The organism is Bradyrhizobium sp. 61 (genome assembly GCF_023073075.1).
Classification (GTDB): domain Bacteria; phylum Pseudomonadota; class Alphaproteobacteria; order Rhizobiales; family Xanthobacteraceae; genus Bradyrhizobium; species Bradyrhizobium barranii.
In genome coordinates this window covers 123,426-144,101 of sequence record NZ_JADPIU010000084.1, presented here as the reverse complement: position 1 = coordinate 144,101, position 20,676 = coordinate 123,426, and the positions used below count along the sequence as shown (strand labels likewise).

Genomic DNA, 20,676 nt, shown 5'->3' with positions numbered 1-20,676 from the left:
GCTCGACGCTACGCGTCGCCCCGGAATGACAGGGCAGTTACCTCAACTACACCGCCATCTTCCGATGCAGCACCGGTGCGCCGGTGGTGAGGCTTTCGGCCGCATCGATGATGGCGTTCGCATCTATGCCGTAATGGCGGTAGAGGTCCGCGATGGTGCCGGTCTGGCCGAACTGCTCGACGCCGAGCGCCTCGACGCGATGGCCGCGGACGCTGCCGAGCCAACCGAGCGCGGAGGGATGGCCGTCGATCACGGTCACGATGCCGCAGTCGCGCGGCAGCGGCGCGAGCAGCTTTTCGATGTGGCTGAGATGCTGCACACCCCGCCGATCGCGCCGCAATTTCCGCGCAGCGGTCCAACCCGCATGCAGACGATCCGCCGAGGTGATCGCGAGCAGGCCGATGTCGCGGCGGCTCTCGCCGATGAAGCCGGTCGCCTCGATCGCTTCGGGCGCGACCGCGCCGGTATAGGCGATCACGAGTTCGGCATTGGGCCCCGGCTTGCGCAGCCAATAGGCGCCGTCGGTGATGCCCTGCGCAAGCTCCGGCGTCATGATCCGCTGCGCCTGCTCGATGCTGCGCGTCGAGAGCCGCAAATAGACCGAGCCGCCCTCGCCCGGATCGCGCTGCATGTGATTGAAGCCCCAAGCCATGATCACGGCGAGCTCGTCGACGAAAGCTGGTTCGAACGAGGCGAGCCCGTCCTGCGCCATGCCGATCAACGGCGTCGCGATCGACTGGTGCGCGCCGCCTTCAGGCGCCAGCGTGATGCCCGAGGGCGTCGCCGCCACCATGAAGCGCGCATCCTGGTAGCAGGCGTAGTTCAATGCATCGAGGCCGCGCTCGATGAAGGGATCGTAGAGGGTGCCGACCGGCAAGAGCCGCTCGCCATTGATCTGGTGCGACAGGCCCAGCGCCGAGAGCATGATGAACAGGTTCATCTCGGCGATGCCGAGCTCGAGATGCTGGCCCTTGGGCGAGAAGTCCCAATTGAACGTGGAGGGAATTTTCTCGCTGCGGAATAAGTCCGCCTTCTCGCCCCGCGCGAACAGGCCGCGCCGGTTCACCCACGGACCGAGATTGGTCGAGACCGTGACGTCGGGCGAGGTCGTGACGATGCGTCTGGCCAGTTCGCTGTCGTCACGCGCGATCTCGTTCAGCACGAGGCCGAAGCCCTGCTGCGTCGACATCTGCGGCGACGGCTTGAACGCGAGTTGCTGGGGCACCTCGACCACGGGCGCGGTCAGCCGGCGTCCGTCCTGGTTGAAAGGCACGCGCGCGAGGAAGGCGTCGAGCTCCGCAGCGTCCTGCGCGAGGCCTTCGTACTTCTCCCATTCGTGGCCTGGGCGAATGTTCTGACTCTCGCGATATTTCTCCATCTGCGCGACCGTCATCAGGCCGGCGTGGTTGTCCTTGTGGCCCTGGAACGGCAGGCCGACGCCCTTGATGGTGTAGGCGATGAAGCAGACCGGGCGATCGTGGTCGATCGACTCGAACGCCTCCAGCATGCTCGCCATGTCGTGGCCGCCGAGATTCGACATCAGCGCCAGCAGCTCCTCGTCGCTGCGCTTGTCGATCAGCTTGGTGATGGGGCCCTGGTCGCCGATCTCGTCGTGCAGATGCTTGCGGAAGGCGGCGCCGCCCTGGAAGCACAGCGCGGCGTAGAGCGCGTTCGGGCAATTGTCGATCCAGCGCTTCAGCGCCTCGCCGCCGGGCTCGGCAAAGGCCTCGCGCATCAGGCGGCCGTATTTCACGATCACCACGTCCCAGCCGAAATTGCGGAACATGGTCTCGAATTTTTCCCAGAGCCCTTCGCGCACGACGGCGTCGAGCGACTGCCTGTTATAGTCGACCACCCACCAGGTGTTGCGCAGGCCGTGCTTCCAGCCTTCGGCGAGCGCTTCGAAAATGTTGCCCTCGTCCATCTCGGCATCGCCAACGAGGGCAATCATCCGCCCCTCGCGGCGATCCTTCATCCAGCCATGCGCCTTGACGTAGTCCTGCACCAGCGAGGCAAACAGCGTCTGCGCGACGCCGAGGCCGACGGAGCCGGTGGAGAAATCGACGTCGTCGACATCCTTGGTGCGCGAGGGATAGGACTGCGCGCCCTTGAACCCGCGAAAGTTCTCCAGCTTCTCGCGCGTCTGCCGGCCGAACAGGTACTGGATGGCGTGGAACACCGGGCTCGCATGCGGCTTCACCGCGACGCGATCCTCAGGCCGCAGCACGCTGAAATACAGCGTCGACATGATGGTGGCGAGCGAGGCCGACGAGGCCTGGTGTCCCCCGACCTTGAGGCCGTCCGTGCTCGGGCGGATGTGGTTGGCGTGGTGGATGGTCCATGACGACAGCCACAGCGCTTTGCGGGCCAGCGCGGTCAGTGTGTCCAGACGGGCGGTATCAACGGGCATCACAATGGCTCCCGGAAACAGGTCCGACGATGATACGCCTGCGGGCGGCGCCAAACTTCTCAATTTTTCACGCCATACCCCCAAATATTGGGATACTTTACCAATGGATCAGCACTTCAGACAGGTTTCATCCCAATGCCAGACCTCGACGCCATCGACCGTAAAATCCTCGCTTTGCTCCAGAACGACAGCCGGCTGACCATGCAGGAACTGGCCGACAAGGTCGGGCTCTCGGTGTCGCCCTGCCATCGCCGGGTCAAGCTGCTGGAGGAACGCGGGGTCATCAGCCGCTACATTGCGACCGTCGACCAGAAGGCGCTGGGGCTGCATGTCAGCGTCTTCATCTCGATCAAGCTGGCGCGGCAGAAGGAGGAGGATCTGAATCGTTTCGCCCGCGCGATCTCGAAATGGGACGAGGTGCTGGAGTGCTATCTGATGACCGGCAACCGCGATTATCTCCTGCGCGTGGTGGCGGCCGACCTCGCCTCCTACGAGACCTTCCTGAAGACCAAGCTGACCCGGCTCGACGGCATTGCCTCGATCGAGTCGAGCTTCGCGCTCAGCCAGGTCAAATATTCGATCGCCCTGCCGGTCTGACGGCCCCGCCGGGCTATTTCGGAACCGGTGTCACATGGGCGCAATAAACCCCGCCGATGGTCACGGACGACAGGCACCCTGCCGAAAGAAGGACCCATGACCGCATCCGACCGCACCCCTGAAATGGCCAAACGCGAGCGCATCATCCGGGAAATGACCGACGATCTCGACGAAGAGCTGGAAATGGAGCTCGATGACAGCAGGCTCGACGAGCTGCTGGACGAGACGGACGCGCTCCGCCCGACGGTGGATCGCAGGCTCTATTTCCGGGAATTGCTCCGCCTCCAGGGCGAACTGGTCAAGCTCCAGGACTGGGTACAGAGCGAGAAGAAGAAGGTCGTGGTGCTGTTCGAGGGCCGCGATTCCGCCGGCAAGGGCGGCGTCATCAAGCGCATCACCCAGCGGCTCAATCCCCGCATCTGCCGTGTCGCGGCGCTCCCCGCCCCGAGCGAGCGCGAGCGCACGCAATGGTACTTCCAACGCTATGTGTCGCATTTGCCGGCCGGCGGCGAGATCGTGCTGTTCGACCGCAGCTGGTACAACCGCGCCGGCGTCGAGCGCGTGATGGGCTTCTGCACCGAAGAGCAATACCAGGAGTTCTTCAAGACGGTGCCGGAGTTCGAGCGGATGCTGATCCGCTCCGGCATCATCCTGGTCAAATACTGGTTCTCGATCACCGACGACGAGCAGCAGTTCCGCTTCAGCATGCGCATCAGGGATCCGCTGAAGCAGTGGAAGCTGAGCCCGATGGACGTCGAGGCACGCAGCCGCTGGGAGGCGTACACCAAGGCCAAGGAGACGATGCTGGAGCACACGCATCTTCCGGACTCGCCGTGGTGGATCGTCGACGCCGTCGACAAGAAGCGCGCCCGCCTCAACTGCATCGCGCATCTGCTCAGCCAGATGCCGTACCAGGAGGTCGCCCGCGTGCCCGTGGTGCTGCCGCCGCGCGTGCGCAACCCCGACTACCACCGCGGCCCGATTCCGCCGGAGATGTACGTGCCTTCGAAATACTGACGGCACCCGCCGCGCCTGCCGGCTGGCGAGCTTGCCGATGAGGAAAGCGAGATGCCCGTGCCGAGCGATCTGAGCGTGAGGAGAGACGCGTCGTCTCGCCGCCGCAATCGCTTTGGCCCGTGGCTCGCGCTCGCAAGCGTGCTCTCGGTGCTCACGGTCGTTCTTGCCCTCGCCTATTGGGTCTGGCAGCCGGCGACGCTACGCATCGCGGTCGGGCCGGCCGGCAGTGACGACCAGGCGCTGATTGCGGCGGTGGCGAAGGCGTTCGACGCCAGGGGTGGCGCGGTGCGGCTCGTGCCGATCGAGACCGACGGCACACTGCAAAGCCTCAATCTGCTCGGCGCCGGCAAGGCCGACCTCGCGGTGGCTCGCGGCGACTTCGCCATGCCGGCCGACACCAATTCGGTGGCGATCCTGCGGCGGAATTTCGTGGTGTTGTGGGCGCCAGCGGCGCGCAAGGGTGCCGCCAGGCCGAAGATCATGGAGATCGCCTCCCTCACCGGGCGCCGCATCGGTGTCGTCGGCCTTGGCGATGCCAATCTCAATCTGCTCCGTGTCATCCTCGCCGAGTCAGGCGTCAATCCGCAGAAGGTCACGATCGCACAGTTCAGTATCGACCGCATCTCCGAGATGGCCCAGGACTCAACGCTCGACGCCTTCATGATGGTGGGCGCACTCGACGACAAGGCGATCGCAAGCACGATCGCCACCACCGCACGCCTGCGCGGCGAGCCCAAGTTCCTGTCCGTCGACGTCTCCGACGCCATCGCCGAGCGGCATCCGCTCTACGAATCCGAGGAAATTCCCGCGAGCGCATTCTCCACAACGCCGCAGCGGCCGGACGACAAGATCGACACCATCGCCGTCAATCATCTGATTGTCGCGCCTGCTTCATTGTCCGAGGACACGGTCGCTGCCTTCACCCGCGAGCTGTTTACGGTCCGTCAGTCGCTCGTGAAGGACTTGCCCGGCGCCAGTCACATCCAGAAGCCTGACACCGACAAGGACGCCGCGCTGCCGGCCCATCCGGGAGCTGCCGCCTATATCGACGGCAACGAGCGCAGCTTCATGGACAAGTACAGCGACTACATCTGGGGCTTGGTGCTGCTGCTCTCGGGCCTCGGCTCGGTGGCCGCGTGGCTGCGGCACTATCTACGGCGCGAGGAGCGCAGCGAGAACGCGCTGCATCGCGACCGGTTGCTGACGGCGATCTCGAGCGTGCGGGAGGCGACGTCGCTCGACGATCTCGCGGCGATGCAGAGCGCAGCCGACGACATCCTGCGCGAGACGCTGGCCTGTCACGAGGACGGCGCCATCGAAGACGGCGACCTCACCGCCTTCGGTCTCGTGCTGGCGCAATTCCACCAGGCGATCGTCGATCGCCGCGCCGTGATCGTCCAGATGAGCGATGCCGACGTCGCGGCGAAACCCGACGGCGGCGTGCTTCAGCCGTTCCCTATTTCCACGGCTGCACGATGATCTTGGTGTGCGCCTCAGGATTGGCGAGATCGGCGAACGCCTTTGCGACGCCATCGAGGCCGACCTCGGCGGTGACCATCGCGGCCGCATCGACCTGCCCGTCGGCGATCAGGCGCAGTGACGCTGCGAACTCATCCGGCGTGTAGCCGAGCACATATTGAACATTGAGCTCCTTCATGATGCCGAGCATGGGTTCGCTCCTGTCGGTCTCCATGCAGACGCCGACCACCACGATGCGCGCATCACGCGGGGCGCCCTCGAACACCTGCTGCAACAGGCCGGGCACGCCGACACATTCGAAGATGATCGCGGGCTTCAGTGCCGGCAGCATGGCCTGCAACGGCGGGCGCGCCGCCTTCTCGGCCTCCGACATCTGCGCGTGCTCGGCCCAGGTCGCGTAGGGCTGCGTCACCCTGGGATCGACGACGATATCGGCCCCCAGCTTTGCGGCCAGTGCACGCCGCGCCGGCGAATAGTCGGCAGCGACGATCGGATGCAGACCCTTGATCCTCAGCGCTGCGATCACCGCGAGCCCGACCGGGCCGCAGCCGATCACGAGCGGTACCTCGCCGCCCCGGATGTTGGCTTTCGCCACGGCGTGCACGCCGACGGCGAGCGGCTCGGTTAGCGCCGCATGTTCGGGCGCTAGACCGTTGGGCACCTCAAGCAGCAGGGGCTCGCTGAGCAGCATCGCCTCGGCATAGCCGCCGATATTGTCGTTGGAATAGCCGATGCCCTCGATGCCCTGTAGCGTCACGAGCGCTGGGAGCGAACAGACGCGGGTGCCGGGCTTGAGCTTGCGCGCGGTTCCGGGACCGTAATCGACGATCTCACAGCAGAACTCATGGCCGAACACGACGTCGCGGGCGAGATCCATCGGCTTGCGGCCGGTCTTCTTCGCCATCTCCACCATGCGGGGAGCATGCAGGCGCGCGTGAAGGTCGGAGCCGCAGATGCCGCAGGCGAGCGTCCTGACCAGCACCTGGCCGGGGCCCGGCTTCGGCTCGACCATCCGGTCGACGACAATCTCACCGTTCCTGAAAATCGCAGCGCGCATCCGGCTCCTCCCGTGTTGTTGGAGCCGTTGATAGCACGAAGCGGGACGCGCGAACTTGCGTCAGGGGTTCGGGGAACGCTCTTCCAGCACCAGCAGCTGGGCGCGGCGGATGCGCTCGCGATGAGCGATGTAGAGACCGCTGGCGACGATGAAGGCAGCACCAGTGACGGTCCAGACGTCAGGCACTTCGCCGAACAGGAAGAAGCCCAGAATGCTGACCCACAGCAACTGCGTGTACGAGAACGGCGCCAACACCGAGGCATCGCCGTAGCGATAGGCCAGCACGATGATCCACTGGCCCACGGTGGACGCGACGCCGATCACGATGCCGAGCCCGATCGCGGTCCAGCTCGGCGTCACCCAGACGAACGGCACCATCAGGCTGAGGATCGCAACGCCCGTGAGCGCCGAATAGGCCATGGTGGTGAGGACGGCTTCGCGCCCGCTCATCATGCGCGTCAGGATCAGCGCAGCAGCCCAGCAGAATGCCGAGATGATCGGGAAGAACGCGGCGGCGTGGAACGCATTGGAGCCCGGACGCAGGATGATCATCACGCCGATGAGACCGATCGCAGTCGCGATCCAGCGGCGCATGCCGACCTTCTCGCTCAGGAAGATGATCGACAGCGCGGTGACGAACAGCGGCGAGACGAAGCCGGTGGCCGAGGCTTCCGCGATGGGGAGGAAACGGAGACCGGTGATGAAGAATAGCGAGGAGCCGAGCAGCGCGACGCCGCGCATCAATTGCAGGCCAAGGCGATCGGTGCGCATCGCATGCAGCGGCGAGCCCGGCAGCATCACCGGCGTGAACATCAGCGCGAACGTGACGAAGCGGATCCAGGTGATCTCGATCGACGGCAGGCTCGTCGACAGATACTTTGCGGTGACGTCGGAGCAGCCGAGGAATACCGTCGACAGCAGCACCAGCGCGATGCCCTTGAAGGGATGATCGACGCGCGCAGGCGCGCGGCGAGCCTCCTGCTTCTTCTCCGGCACGGGCATGGGAATACTGTCGAGCCTTGCGGCTACGGCGGGCGGCGGTGTCACGGCTGGAACCTGGGAAAACTACGATTCGGGAACGATCGTAAAAAACGACAAATGCGCCGCTTTCACAACTTCCGAAAACAGGATGCCGATATGCGCTGACGACCCCGCGCGTCAATACTCCATTAATAATAGGCGTTTGTGCACTACAGCATGGGTAGGCTGCGCGGCTTCGAACCGCGCGGAAACGCCGCATCGAGCGCCGAAATCTCGTCTTTCGTCAGCACGAGATCGCCGGCCGCCGCATTCTCGCCGGCATGTTCCGCGGACGAGGCCTTCGGGATCGCGAACACCGTAGTCGCACGGGTAAGGAAGCCCAGCGCGACCTGCCGCGGTGTCACACGACGCACCTCCGCGATGCGTGCCAGCACCGCGCCTCCCTTGCTGTTGCTTGCGGGAAAATCGTCGTGGCCGAAAGGAGAGTATGCAACGACAGCGACGCCACGCTTCTCGCACCACGGGATCACCGCATGCTCGATCGCGCGCTCCTTCAGATGATAGAGCACTTGATTGCACGCGATGCGGCCTTCACCGGAGACGTCGAGAATTTCGTCGAGATCGTCGGCGTCGAAATTGGAGACCCCCCAGGATTTGATCTTGCCGGCCTTCACCAACTCTTCGAACGCGGCAACCGTGTCTTCGAGCGGATAGGAACCGCGCCAGTGCAGCAGATAGCAGTCGAGACGATCGGTCTTCAGCCGCTTCAGCGAGCGTTCGCACGCCGTGATGGTGCCGCCGCGCGAGGCGTTGCTCGGCAGCACCTTTGAGACCAGGAACACTTCATCGCGGCGGCCTGCGATCGCATCGGCGATGACAAGCTCGGCATCGCCGTACATCTCGGCGGTGTCGATGTGGGTCATGCCGAGATCGAGCCCGCGCTGAAGCGCCGCGATCGCGCGCTTGCGGTCGCCATGGTCGAGATACCAGGTGCCCTGCCCGATGACGGAGACGTTCGCGCCGGTCTTGCCGAAGGGTTTTGTGTTCATGTCATTCTCCGCTGTTCATTCTCCCTCTCCCCGTCCTTACGGGGTCCCCGCAAGCGGAGAGAGGCGAAGAACTACAATCCGCTGATATCCGCAACCAGTACGCTGCCGGTCCCTGACTCCGTGATATAGAGCCGATCCTTCTTGACGCCACCGATGGCGACATTGGTGCAGCTCGGACCCGCGCACGACTTGATCCGCGCGATCAGCTCTCCGTTCGGCGCGAACACGAAGACGTGGCCGAGCGAGGCGTGGCCGACGAACAGGCGACCGGCCGCGTCCATCGTCATGCCGTCAGGACCGCTGGTGCCGAACAGCGAGCAGAAGCGGCCGACCTTCGACACGCTGCCGTCCTTCATGAACGGCAACCGCCACACCGCATTGTCGCGCGTCATGGCGACGAACAGCACAGTTTCGCTGGGGTCGAGCACCAAGCCGTTCGGGCTGATGCCGGTGTCGAGCAGGCAATCGAGCCGGCCGCTCGGCGTCAGGCGATAGACGCGGCCGCTTGCGTCGTGCAGGCCGGTCTGGCCCTGATCGGTGAACAAGATATCGCCGTTGGAGGCGAGATGCAGATCGTTGCAGCCACGGAACGATTCCGAGTTGCGGGCGGTCAGGATGGGCCTGATGCGCCCTGCCCCGGCGTCGAGCTCCATGATGCCGTGCATGTAGTCGGCCACGAGGATGCGGCCGTCGGCGGCGATCTTCAATCCGTTCGGCCAGCCGTCGTACTCGATCACAAGCGACCACGCGCCATCAGGCGCGATGCGGAAGATGCGGCCGAAGGGAATGTCGACGATGTAGAGATTGCCGTCCTTGTCGAACGACGGCCCTTCGACAAAACTATCGGTCGGCACACCCGGCCGGTTGGCATCGGCCCAATCGGTCCGCACGCCCTTGCGGCGGAATTGGTCCGGCATGGTGGAGAAGATCTTGGTTTCGATCAGGCGCGGCGGCGTTTCCAGGTACATCATTGTTGTTTTTGTGCATGTGGAGGGGGATCGCGGCAACATAGGGCACAATCGCGGGCGCGTCGATTGGGCGAAGGACATGGCTGCGTCCACGTCACTCTCGTGTCCCGGACGCGCTGCAGCGTGAAACGCTGCTGCGCAGAGCCGGGACCCAGAAAGGCCAAACACTCTGCTTTAGATGGGCCCCGGCTCTGCAGCGCATCACTTCGTGCTGCGCAGCGTCCGGGGCACGAGGCAGTCCCGTAGAAAGGGACCTACCCCGCCGCGACCTTCGCCTGCTTCGCCGGCGCCACTTCCGTCGTCGCGATCAGCCGCTTCAGCTCGGGGATACATGACCCGCAATTGGTGCCGGCCCTGAGCTTGGCGCCGATCTCGGCCGCCGTGCGCGCGCCGCTCGCGATGGTGTCGCAGATGGTACCGCGGCCGACGCCGAAGCAGGCGCAGACGATGGGGCCGGTCGAGGCCGCGCCCTCCGTCGATTTGCCTGACAGCAGCATGCGGCGCTGCTCGTCGGTGACGTGATCGGCCACGAACAGGCTCTTCACCACCTCCCAGTCGCCGGCATCATGCGCGGGGCCGACGAACAGGCAGGTCTCGATGCGGTCGCCTGCGAACGAGGCTGCGCGATAAACGCCGCCGCCGAAGTCGCGATAGTCGGCGACGTCCTCGCCGGCGACGCCGTCGAGCCAGGCCGGCCAGCGCGACAGATCCGCATTGTCAGCGAAGAGATAGCCGAAGCCGCCGGCGACCGTGACGCGGGTCCACATCAGGTTCTGCGGCAGATCGAGCTGCTTGAGCGACAGCGCAAAGCCGCGGAAGACGTACTCATAAGGCGAGATCGCCGCCGGCGTGGCTTTCGACTCCGGCTGGCCCGAGAACGGATCGGTGAAGGACTGCACGAGCGCCCCGACGCGGCCGTGCGAGGCGTTCATCGCGCTCCAGTGGATCGGCGCGAACAGCGTGCCGCGCTGCTGACGGTCGCTGACGACGGCCTTCAGGATGCACTGGCCGTAATCGGTGGTGATGCGGGCGTAGCCATCATGCGCGATGCCGTATTTGCTGGCATCATCCGGGTGGATCTCGACGAACGGCTCCGGCAGATGCGCGCCGAGACGCTGGCTGAGACCCGTGCGCGTCATGGTGTGCCACTGGTCGCGGATACGTCCGGTGTTGAGCCGCAGCGGGCGCGACGGGCCGGTCTCGCCGCGCAGTGACGGCACCTCCGGCGCGACGAAGCGGCCTTTGCCGTCATTGGTGAAGAAGCCGCCGTTCGCGAAGAAGCGCTCGCGGGCCGCCTCGCCTTCGCGCGCCGGCCACTGCACCGGCTTCAAGGCGTCGAAGGCCTCGTCCGAGAGCGCGGTCAGCGCGCCGATGTCGAAATCGCGGCTGCCGTCGTTCTCGAAAGCAGAGAGCGCGGCATGCTCGCGGAAAATATCGGCGGCGGATTTGTAGTTGAAGCTGTCGCCGAAGCCGAGCCGCTTTGCGGTCTCGCTCAGAATCCACCAGTCCGGCCGCGCCTCGCCCGGCGCCGGCAGAAACGAGCGCTGGCGCGAGATGCGGCGTTCGGAGTTGGTCACCGTGCCCGACTTCTCGCCCCAGGCGAGCGCGGGCAGCAGCACGTGCGGGCCGGCTTCGACCGTGTCGTTGGAGAGCACGTTCTCGGAGACCACGAACAGCTCGAGCTTCTTCAGCGCTTCGCGCACGACGTCCGCGTCCGGCAATGACACCGCCGGGTTGGTGCCCATCACCCACAGCGCCTTGACCTCGCCGCGGTTGATCGCCTCGAACAGCTGCACCGCCTTCAACCCTTCATGGGTGGCGATGCGCGGCGCCTTCCAGAACCGCCTGACACGGTCGATGTCGGGCGGCGTGAAGTTCATATGCGCGGCGAGCTGGTTGGCGAGGCCGCCGACCTCGCGGCCGCCCATCGCGTTGGGCTGGCCGGTGAGCGAGAACGGCGAGGCGCCCGGCTTGCCGATGCGCCCCGTGGCGAGATGGCAGTTCAGGATCGCGTTGACCTTGTCGGTGCCCTGCGCCGACTGGTTGACGCCCTGCGAATAGAGCGTGACGACGCGCTCGGTGTCGCGGAACATCTTGAAGAAGGCGGCGACGTCCTGTTCGGACAGGCCCGTCGCCAGCGCGGTCGCGGTGACACTGCCGGCGATGTTGCGCGCGCGCGCCAGCGCGTCATCGAAGCCAGACGTGTTCTGCGCGATGTAATCCTGGTCGAGCGCGCCGCTGTCGGCGAGATGGACGAACAGGCCGGAGAACAAGGCGGTGTCGGTACCGGGCTTGAGGCCGAGGAACAGATCGACGTCGCTGGCCGTGTCGGTCCGGCGCGGATCGATCACGATCATGCGTGCGCCGCGCTCCTGCCGGTTCTTCACCATGCGCTGGAACAGCACGGGGTGGCACCAGGCCGCATTCGAGCCGACGAAGACCAGCAAGTCAGCCTGGTCGAGATCCTCGTAGCAGCCGGGCACGGTGTCGGCGCCGAAGGCGCGGCGGTGGCCGGCGACCGAGGACGACATGCAGAGCCGCGAATTGGTGTCGACATTGGCGGTGCCGACAAAGCCCTTCATCAGCTTGTTGGCGACGTAATAGTCCTCGGTCAGAAGCTGGCCGGAGAGATAGAACGCGACCGCGTCGGCGCCATCGCGCGCGACGATGTGCTGCATGCGGTGGGCAACGTGGTCGAGCGCATCGCTCCAGGCGACGCGTTCGAGCACGCCCTTGCAGCGGATCATCGGATAGAGCAACCGGCTCTCGAGCCCGACGGTCTCGCCGAGCGCGGAGCCCTTGGAGCACAGCCGGCCGAAATTGGCGGGATGATCCGGGTCGCCCGCGATCGCCGCCCCGCCCTTGCCGTCGGGCGTCGCCAGCACGCCGCAGCCGACGCCGCAATAGGGACAGGTCGTCTTGGTGGCGCGGAGCGTGGGATCGATCGCCGTCATATCGAGCTGCCTTATCAAGCCGCCTTGGAAGGACGCGCCAGCGCGCGGCCGAACATCATGTCGGTGCGGATCGCCGTCACCTTGTCGCGATTGCGGATCAGCTCGAGATACCAGAGCGCATCGACGGTATCGCCGATCAGCACCGCGCCGGTGAGCCGGCCGTCGGCGATGACGAGCTTCTTGTAGGTGCCGCGCCTGCGGTCTGACAGCACCAGGCTCTCGCTGCCATCCCCGCCCATGAAGTCGCCGGCGGAGAAGACGCTGACGCCGGAGACCTTCAGATTGGTCGAGACCACGCTGCCCTGATAGGCGGCGGGACGTCCGGCGAGATGCCGCGCCAGCACGCGCGCCTGCTCGTAGGCCGGCTCGACCAGGCCATAGCAGGTGCCGCGATGCTCGGCGCATTCGCCGAGCGCGTAGATGTCCGGAGAGGCCGTCTGCATCTCGTCGTTGACGACGATACCGCGGTTGACCGCGATGCCCGCCTCTTTGGCAAGCGCCACATTCGGCCTGATGCCGGCGGCGAAGATCACGGCATCCGCCTCGATGCGCGTGCCGTCGGCCAGCTCGACGGCTTCGACATGGCCCTCGCCGTGAATGCGGGCGGTGGAGGCGTTGAGCAGGATGCGGATACCCTTGCGTTCGACCAGCGTCTTCAGCAGGTCGGCCGCCGGCAGATCGAGCTGGCGCTCCATCAGCCGGTCCATCAGGTGCAGCAGCGTCACCGGCGCGCCGGCTTTCGCGAGGCCATAGGCCGCTTCGAGCCCGAGCAGGCCGCCGCCGACCACGACGACACGCTTCTTCGCCGCAGCGAGCGTCAGCAGCAGATCGACGTCGCGCGTATCGCGAAAGGTGTGCACCCCGGTGAGATCGGCGCCGGGGACGTTGAGCCGCAGCGGCGTCGAGCCGGTGGCGAGCACGAGCTTGGAATATTCCACGCTCTCTTCACCTTCGATCTTGAGCTCGCGGCGGCCGGTGTCGATCTCGGTGACGCGGTAGCCGTAGCGCACCGTGATGCCGCGATGGCGCCACCAGTCCGCCGGTCTCAGCTCGATCTCGTGCGAGCCGGTCTCGCCGGCCAGCACGGAGGAGAGCAGCACGCGATTGTAAGCGAGCCGCGGCTCTTCGCCGATCACCGCGACCGCGTAGCGGCCGAGCGAGGTCTTGGCGAGCTCGTCGACCAGACGCGCGGCCGCCATACCGTTACCGACGATGACCAGCGGTTCACTCACAAGGCATCTCCTATTCGGCGGCCTGCGCCTGTGCGCCGTAGGCCTCGGAAATCATGTAGCCGGACAGCACGCCATAGGCGTCGGTCCAGGCCGTGGCGAGTTCGGGCGTCCAGGCCTCGCCGAGGCCCTTTTCCAGCGTCCACAGCAAGGTCGCGCCGACCACCGGATAGTGCTCGGCCTTGGCGCCATAGGCGACGTGACGCTTGGCGAGCGCCGAGGCCGCGGGAAGAATCGTCTCGAGCTTCGACAGTCCGCCGACGACGGCGGCGAGCATGCCCATCAGCTTCTTGCGCTGCTCGGTCATGTCCTCGGGAAACATCGCGCGCACGGACGGCGCCACCTCGAACAGGCGATCGTAGAACAGCACCGCGGCCGCCTCTGAAATCGGCGCGACCTTGGAAAAGCTCTGCTGGACGAGGGTGATCTGTTCTGAAGTCATGATGTTCTCCTATCTGTTTCGGTCTGCCTTTGTCCGCGCCATTGCGAACAAGGTTCATGGGTCAAACGTCATCAGAGAGTCTTCTCCCCGCGTACGGGGAGAAGCGACATTCGTGCCAAACTCAGACTCGCGCTTCCGCGAGGCTTGACGCGCCCTCACCCTGCGGGCTGCGACGCAGGTAGAACCACCAGGTCAGTCCGAGGCAGGAGGCGTAGAAAGCGAGATAGATCGCGAGCGCGAGCGACGGGCCGCCGGTCATGGCGATCGACTTGCCGAAACCGGTCGGGATCAGATAGCCGCCGACCGCGCCGATCGCGCCGATGAAGCCGACCGCCGCACCGCTCTCGATGCTCGCGGTCTTCAAGGCCGCCGCGCGCGCCGCATCGCCCTTGCCGCGCACCCTGAACAGGTTCTGCTCGCGGAAGATCGAGGGGATCATGCGGTAGGTCGAGCCGTTGCCGATGCCCGTCGTCACGAACAGGATCAGGAACATCGCAAGGAAGCCGGTGAAGTCCTTGTGCCCGACGAAGTAGAGCACGCCGACGGTGGCGCCCGCCATCGCGATGAAATTCCAGAAGGTGAGGATGGAGCCGCCGATCTTGTCGGCGAGCAAGCCGCCGAGCGGTCGCGACAACGAACCGACCAGCGGCCCGAGGAACGCGATCGAGATCGAGATCGCCGGAAACTGCGTCTTGATCAGCAGCGGGAACGCCGCCGAGTAGCCGATGAAGGATCCGAACGTTCCGATATAGAGATACGCCATGATCCAGGTGTGCTTGCGCTTGACCACGGCAAGCTGGTTCTTGATCGACGACTTGGCCGTGGTCAGGTTGTTCATGAAGAACACCGCGCCGAACACCGCGATCGCGATCGGCAGCACCCACATCAGGCCGGCGTTCTGGAGGAAGATGCCGTCGACGGGGGACGCCTGGAACAGGTTGATGACCGCGAGCGTCATCAGGATCGGGGTCAGCAGCTGCACGCTGGAGACGCCGATATTGCCGCCGGCCGCGTTCAGCCCCAGCGCCCACCCCTTCATCCGGTCAGGGAAGAAGAAGGAGATGTTGGTCATGCTGGAGGCGAAATTGCCGCCACCGAGACCCGCGGTCGATGCGATCAGCAGCATCAGCCAGAACGGGGTGTCGGGCTGGCTGACGAAATAGGCCAGCGACAGCGTCGGGATGAACAGGACAGCCGCGCTGAAAATGGTCCAGTTGCGGCCGCCGAAGGTGGTGACCGCGAACGTGTAGGGGAAGCGCATCAATGCGCCGATCAGCCCTGGCACCGCGACGAGCTGGAACAGCTGGTCGGTGGTGTAGTGGAAGCCCGCCTGCGGCAGCTTGGTGGTGACGATGCTCCAGATCAGCCAGACGGAGAAGCCGATATGCTCGGCCACGATCGACCAGATCAGGTTGCGCCGGGCGATCACTTTGCCGCCCGCATTCCAGAACGCCTCGTCTTCGGGGCGCCAATCAGAAATCCACGTCGGATTTCGAGTCGGATTCGTCGTCATTGATAATCCCTTCTTGGCTCACCGCTGCGTCGTTGCAGGCTCAGCCTCCACGCGGAGGCGCGCGCCGAGGCCATGCCCCGGTGGCGAGTTCACGATGCTGATTGATGATGTTGAGGGACGTCGTCGTTGGCGTCGGAAAAGGTATTTCAATTTCCGTGCCAATTGCGCGCGTACGGGAAATACAGGGAATTCAGGAGCTTGTTCGCATTGCCCGAAGTTCTTGCAGGCGTATTTCGCTCGCAAATTTAGCGGTTCGCTCAATCCTTGTGCGGCGCACAAGGATTGAGCGAGGTGTCGATTATTTAGGCGCGCTTATCATCCTCGTTAAACCTTGGTTTACGCGGCCTCGACGAAGCGATGACGCTCGTAGAGGAACTCGAGCACGCGGTGGCGGCACTTCAAATAGGTGGAGTTGGTCGCAAGATCGAGCCGCTTGCGGGGACGTGCGAGCGGCACCTCCAGCACCTCGCCGATGCGCGCGCTCGGCCCGTTCGTCATCATCACGATGCGATCGGATAGCAGCACCGCCTCGTCGACGTCGTGGGTGATCATCAGAATGGTGTTGCCGAGCTTCTGATGCAGCGCCATCACCGAGTCCTGCAGATGCGCGCGGGTCAGCGCGTCGAGCGCGCCGAACGGCTCGTCGAGCAGCAGCACCTTCGGTTCCATCGCCAGCGCACGGGCGATGCCGACGCGCTGCTTCATGCCGCCGGAGATTTCCGAGGGACGCTTGTCCCTGGCGTGGGCCATCTGCACCAGGTTGAGATTGTGCATGACCCAGGCGTCGCGTTCGGCGCGGGACTTGGTCCTGGCAAAGACCTTGTCGACGCCGAGCTTGACGTTCTCGTAGACGGTCAGCCACGGCAGCAGGCTGTGATTCTGGAACACTACCGCGCGATCGGGCCCCGGCGAGTTGACCTCACGGTTCTCGAGCAGCACGCCGCCGGTGGTGGCGCCGGTCAGGCCCGCGATGATGTTGAGCAGGGTCGACTTGCCGCAGCCGGAATGGCCGATGATCGAGACGTATTCGCCCTTCTCGATCGTCAGGTTGATGTCCTTCAGCACCTCCGTGCTGGCGACGCCGCGGGTAAAGACCTTGTCGATATGGTCGAGCTTCAGATAGGCGGTCATGTGCCCTTCTCCCTCAGTTCTGCGCCGTGCCGCGGGTGACGATCTTGCCGATGCCCGCGATCAGGCGGTCGAGCACGAAGCCGACGATGCCGACATAGAACAGCGCCAGGATGATCTCGCTGATTTGCGAGGAATTCCAGGCGTCCCAGATGAAGAAGCCGATGCCGACGCCGCCGATCAGCATTTCGGCTGCGATGATGGCGAGCCAGGACAGGCCGATGCCGATGCGAAGGCCCGTGAAGATGTAGGGCGCCGCCGCCGGGATCATGATCTTGCCGAAGAACTCGAGCGGATTGAGCTGCACCACCGCGGCGACGTTGCGGTAGTCCTGCGGGATGTTGCGGATACCGACCGCGGTGTTGATGATGATCGGCCAGATCGAGGTGATGAAGATGACGAAGATCGCCGATGGCTGGCCGTCGCGGAACGCCGCGAGCGACAGCGGCAGCCAGGCGAGCGGCGGGATGGTGCGCAGCACCTGGAACAGCGGATCGAGCCCGCGCATCGCCCAGACCGACTGCCCGACCAGCACGCCGAGCGCGATGCCGGCGATCGCCGACAACGAATAGCCGAGCGCGACGCGCTGAAGGCTTGCAGAGAGATGCCAGAACAGGCCCTTGTCGATGCCACCATGATCGAAGAACGGATCGAAGATCAGTTCCTTGGTGTCCTTGAACACCTTTGACGGCGGCGGCAGCGCCGAGCCGGCGCGGCGGCACACCAGCTCCCACACCAGCGTCAACAGCGCGATCACGACCAGCGGCGGAATCACGCGCACGGCGGTCTCCCTCGCCATACGCGCGTAGGCCTCGCTGCGCGGCGGACGCTTGAGCGTCATCGCGACGACCGGCGCGGAAGCACCCGCAGGCGTTGCGGTCTCAACCTCAATCTTCGTGGCAGGCATGTTCATTGAAAATCCCTCTCCGGCTTCAAAGGACGACGCGGCCGCCTGACGGCGGCCGCGGGCTCCATCAGACTTCGACGCGCTTGATCGCGAGCGATTTCAGATAGGCAGCCGGATTTTCGGGATCGAACACCTTGCCGTCGAAGAAGGTCTCCTTGCCGCGCGAAGTGGAGGCCGGGATCTCGGAAGCCGCGACACCGAGGGTCTTGGCCGCATCGCGCCACATGTCTTCGCGGTTGACCTTGCCGATCAGCGCCTTGCTGTCGAAGGAAGCTTCATATTTGCCCCACCGGATGTCCTCGGTCATGAACCAGAGATCATGGCTCCGGAACGGATAGGAGGCGAAGTCGCGCCAGTACTTCATGATGTGCGGTGAGTTCTCGACCACCTTGCCGGCATTGCCGTAGTCGAACTTGCCCTTGGCGCGATCGGCGATGTCCTCGACCGGGCAGTTGATCCACTGCCGTTTCGCCATGATGGTCGCGAGCTCTTCCTTGTTCTCCATCTTGTCGGCCCATTGCTGCGCCTCCATCACGGCCATCAGGATCGCCTTGGCAGCCTTCGGGTTCTTGTCGACCCAGGCCGCGCGCATGCCGAGCGACTTTTCGGGATGCTTGCTCCAGATCTCGCCGGTGTTGACGGCGGTGTAGCCGATGCCCTGATGCACGAGCTGCCCGGGCCAGGGCTCGCCGACGCAGAACGCGTCCATGGTGCCGACCTTCATGTTCGCCACCATCTGCGGCGGCGGCACGGTGATGGTCTCGACGTCCTTGTCGGGATCGATGCCGCCGGCGGCGAGCCAATAGCGGACCCAGAGGTCATGTGTGCCGCCCGGGAAGGTCATCGCGACCTTGGCCGACTTGCCATCGGCCTTCTTCTTCTCGAACGCCGCCTTCAGCACCGACGCGTCGGCACCGACCTTGAGGTCGGCATATTCCTTGGCGACCGAGATGCACTGCGCATCGAGATTGAGCCGCGCCAAAATGTACATCGGCGTCGGCTGGTTGTTCTGCGTCACCTTGCCGGCGGAAATCAGATACGGCATCGGGGTCAGGATGTGCGCACCGTCGATGCCGTTCCCCTCCGAGCCGAGCACGAGATTGTCGCGCGTGGTGCCCCATGAGGCCTGCTTCTGCACGTCGGTGTCGGGCACGCCGTATTTGGCGAACAGGCCCTTGTCCTTGGCGACGAAGAGCGGACCGGCATCGCTCAACGCGATGAAGCCGAGCTTGGCGCCCTTGACCTCGGGGCCTGCGTCCTGCGCGAAGGCGCCGGCGGGGAAATTCAGCTTGGCGGCGGCGAGAAGAGCGGCGGTGCTGCCGGCGGCCTTCAACAATTGACGGCGGCTCAGGCCCGAGGGCTGGCGGGTGCGCTTGGTCATAGGCAGTGTCGTCCTTTGCATCGTTGCAGAATTGATGGCGTCAGTGCGCGCGAGCGGCCCGTCCGTCCGTGACGCCAGAAAGAGGCGCATGCGAACGCATGGCGGGGGAGACCCCCGTCTGGTGGCGTCGGCAAATCGGATGAGAAGTCTCGCGGGACGGCTTCAATGGCGTCGGCTTGAATGATTCAAGCTTCATGCCAAGCCCGCCACTCCGAAAAACGTCGAAAAATGAATGGGTTATTGATGCCGCGCCAGACTGTCGCAGGCTTGCTGCGCACGCGGAATTTGCGGATTGCTCATTCCTTGTGCGCCGCACAAATCTTATGCAGCCGCCCAAGCAAAAGGCCGTGCGTCCGCAAAAGTCAGCTGAACGCGCGCAGCATCCGTCTGATATCACTAGCCTTTTCTAACACGCCCATACGGCACGCAACTTGCTTCCTCACCGACGTCAACGAAGACTGCGGCTCGCCGCATTGTTGCAGCCTCTGGCGGCTGCATCCCGGAAGCTCAACTGCTTCGCGGCCCTCCCCGGCTCAGTCCTCGTGACGCGATTCCCAAGGCTTCCAAACCTTCCATAGCCCTCGTGCGCGGCAGAGCTGTCCGCACGGCCAATGATGTTCAGCTGCGCTCTCTCGGGCGTGTCGATCTCACTTACGAAGCAAAAGGAACCATTGATGTCGTATCTCGCGCCTTCGGAATTCGTCACCAAGATGGTGGATGCGGGCGAGTCCAAGATCTTCATGTCCACCCGGGATACTGCCATCCGCGCCTTCATGGCCGGCGCCATCCTCGCACTCGGCGCATGGTTCGCCATCACCATCAACGTGAACACCGGCCAGCCGCTGATCGGCGCGATACTGTTTCCCGTCGGCTTCATCATGCTGTACCTGCTCGGCTTCGATCTGCTCACCGGCGTGTTCGTGCTCTCGCCGCTCGCCCTGATCGACAAGCGTCCCGGCGTCACGCTTGGCGGCGTGCTGCGCAACTGGGGCCTGGTCTTCGTCGGCAACTTCGCCGGCGCCTTCACCGTCGCCTTCATGATGGCCTTCGTGACGACGTTCGGCTTCACGCAAGACCCCGACAAGGTCGGAGCGGCCATTGGAAACATCGGCGAAGGCCGAACGCTCGGCTATGCCGCGCACGGCGCGGCCGGCATGGCGACGCTGTTCATGCGCGGCATGCTGTGCAACTGGATGGTTTCGACCGGCGTCGTCGGCGCCATGATCTCGACCTCGGTCCCCGGCAAGGTCATCGCGATGTGGATGCCCATCATGCTGTTCTTCTACATGGTGTTCGAGCATTCCGTCGTGAACATGTTCCTGTTCCCGTCGGGCCTGATGCTGCACGCAAAGTTCTCGATCATGGACTATCTGATCTGGAACGAGATCCCGACCGTGCTCGGCAACCTCGTCGGCGGCCTCGCCTTCACCGGCATGACCCTCTATGCCACCCACGTCATGACCAAGCCGAAGCGCCAGGCCGGCAAGGCCGCGCCGACCCGCGTTGCGGCCTGATACGTCTCGACAGAGGAGCCTCGCCCGACCAGGGTGAGGCTCCCTTCGCC

At 64.8% G+C, this 20,676-nt stretch carries 16 protein-coding genes; 4 read left to right on the top strand and 12 right to left on the bottom strand.

All coding sequences use genetic code 11. From position 1 onward, the window contains the following. Positions 1 to 46: 46 nt before the first annotated feature. Entirely contained in the window at positions 47 to 2,410 is a 2,364-nt protein-coding gene (locus tag IVB46_RS34170; RefSeq protein WP_247344530.1) for a transketolase, read from the bottom strand. Positions 2,411 to 2,545: 135 nt separating this feature from the next. On the opposite strand from IVB46_RS34170, the gene IVB46_RS34165 reads away from it, so the two are divergent. The 3 genes from IVB46_RS34165 to IVB46_RS34155 all read left to right on the top strand — a co-directional run bounded on the left by IVB46_RS34165 (position 2,546) and on the right by IVB46_RS34155 (position 5,503). Then, positions 2,546 to 3,007 (top strand): Lrp/AsnC family transcriptional regulator, encoded by a 462-nt coding sequence (locus IVB46_RS34165; RefSeq protein WP_014497003.1) that lies wholly within the window; start codon positions 2,546 to 2,548, stop codon positions 3,005 to 3,007. A gap of 96 nt (positions 3,008 to 3,103) precedes the next feature. After that, positions 3,104 to 4,024 (top strand): polyphosphate kinase 2, encoded by a 921-nt coding sequence (gene ppk2 / locus IVB46_RS34160; protein WP_247307920.1) that lies wholly within the window; start codon positions 3,104 to 3,106, stop codon positions 4,022 to 4,024. Positions 4,025 to 4,075: 51 nt separating this feature from the next. Continuing rightward, positions 4,076 to 5,503: a TAXI family TRAP transporter solute-binding subunit gene (locus IVB46_RS34155; RefSeq protein WP_247307917.1), complete on the top strand. Its 1,428-nt coding sequence runs from the start codon at positions 4,076 to 4,078 to the stop codon at positions 5,501 to 5,503. On the opposite strand, the gene IVB46_RS34150 is transcribed toward IVB46_RS34155, so the two are convergent. From IVB46_RS34150 to IVB46_RS34100, 11 genes are all read right to left on the bottom strand, one after another. After that, positions 5,481 to 6,560: a zinc-binding dehydrogenase gene (locus tag IVB46_RS34150; protein WP_247307915.1), complete on the bottom strand. Its 1,080-nt coding sequence runs from the start codon at positions 6,558 to 6,560 to the stop codon at positions 5,481 to 5,483. The genes IVB46_RS34155 and IVB46_RS34150 overlap by 23 nt on opposite strands. Positions 6,561 to 6,620: 60 nt before the next feature. Beyond that, complete coding sequence (locus IVB46_RS34145; protein WP_175618334.1) at positions 6,621 to 7,562, bottom strand: DMT family transporter; 942 nt, start codon at positions 7,560 to 7,562, stop codon at positions 6,621 to 6,623. Positions 7,563 to 7,750: 188 nt separating this feature from the next. Next, on the bottom strand, positions 7,751 to 8,590 hold the full coding sequence (locus tag IVB46_RS34140) for an aldo/keto reductase (protein ID WP_247307912.1): 840 nt from the start codon (positions 8,588 to 8,590) through the stop codon (positions 7,751 to 7,753). Positions 8,591 to 8,661: 71 nt separating this feature from the next. Further along, entirely contained in the window at positions 8,662 to 9,558 is an 897-nt protein-coding gene (locus IVB46_RS34135; protein ID WP_247309087.1) for an SMP-30/gluconolactonase/LRE family protein, read from the bottom strand. Positions 9,559 to 9,812: 254 nt separating this feature from the next. Beyond that, a complete protein-coding gene (locus IVB46_RS34130) occupies positions 9,813 to 12,512 on the bottom strand; it encodes a nitrate reductase (protein WP_247344526.1) in 2,700 nt (899 codons plus the stop codon). Between the two features lie 14 nt (positions 12,513 to 12,526). Further along, positions 12,527 to 13,744 carry an FAD-dependent oxidoreductase gene (locus tag IVB46_RS34125; RefSeq protein ID WP_247307904.1) on the bottom strand — a complete coding sequence of 406 codons (1,218 nt, stop codon included), beginning with the start codon at positions 13,742 to 13,744 and terminating at the stop codon, positions 12,527 to 12,529. Positions 13,745 to 13,754: 10 nt separating this feature from the next. Continuing rightward, entirely contained in the window at positions 13,755 to 14,183 is a 429-nt protein-coding gene (locus IVB46_RS34120; RefSeq protein ID WP_063986572.1) for a globin family protein, read from the bottom strand. Between the two features lie 121 nt (positions 14,184 to 14,304). Continuing rightward, the gene (locus IVB46_RS34115) at positions 14,305 to 15,696 is read right to left on the bottom strand and encodes an MFS transporter (protein ID WP_247307902.1); all 1,392 of its coding nucleotides are present in this window, start codon (positions 15,694 to 15,696) and stop codon (positions 14,305 to 14,307) included. A gap of 336 nt (positions 15,697 to 16,032) precedes the next feature. Next, entirely contained in the window at positions 16,033 to 16,827 is a 795-nt protein-coding gene (locus IVB46_RS34110; RefSeq protein ID WP_247307900.1) for an ABC transporter ATP-binding protein, read from the bottom strand. Positions 16,828 to 16,840: 13 nt separating this feature from the next. Next, the gene (gene ntrB, locus IVB46_RS34105) at positions 16,841 to 17,737 is read right to left on the bottom strand and encodes a nitrate ABC transporter permease (protein WP_247344522.1); all 897 of its coding nucleotides are present in this window, start codon (positions 17,735 to 17,737) and stop codon (positions 16,841 to 16,843) included. Between the two features lie 61 nt (positions 17,738 to 17,798). Next, entirely contained in the window at positions 17,799 to 19,112 is a 1,314-nt protein-coding gene (locus IVB46_RS34100; RefSeq protein ID WP_247307896.1) for a CmpA/NrtA family ABC transporter substrate-binding protein, read from the bottom strand. Between the two features lie 674 nt (positions 19,113 to 19,786). On the opposite strand from IVB46_RS34100, the gene IVB46_RS34095 reads away from it, so the two are divergent. Further along, the gene (locus IVB46_RS34095) at positions 19,787 to 20,626 is read left to right on the top strand and encodes a formate/nitrite transporter family protein (protein ID WP_028146778.1); all 840 of its coding nucleotides are present in this window, start codon (positions 19,787 to 19,789) and stop codon (positions 20,624 to 20,626) included. The last annotated feature ends 50 nt before the right edge of the window (positions 20,627 to 20,676 follow it).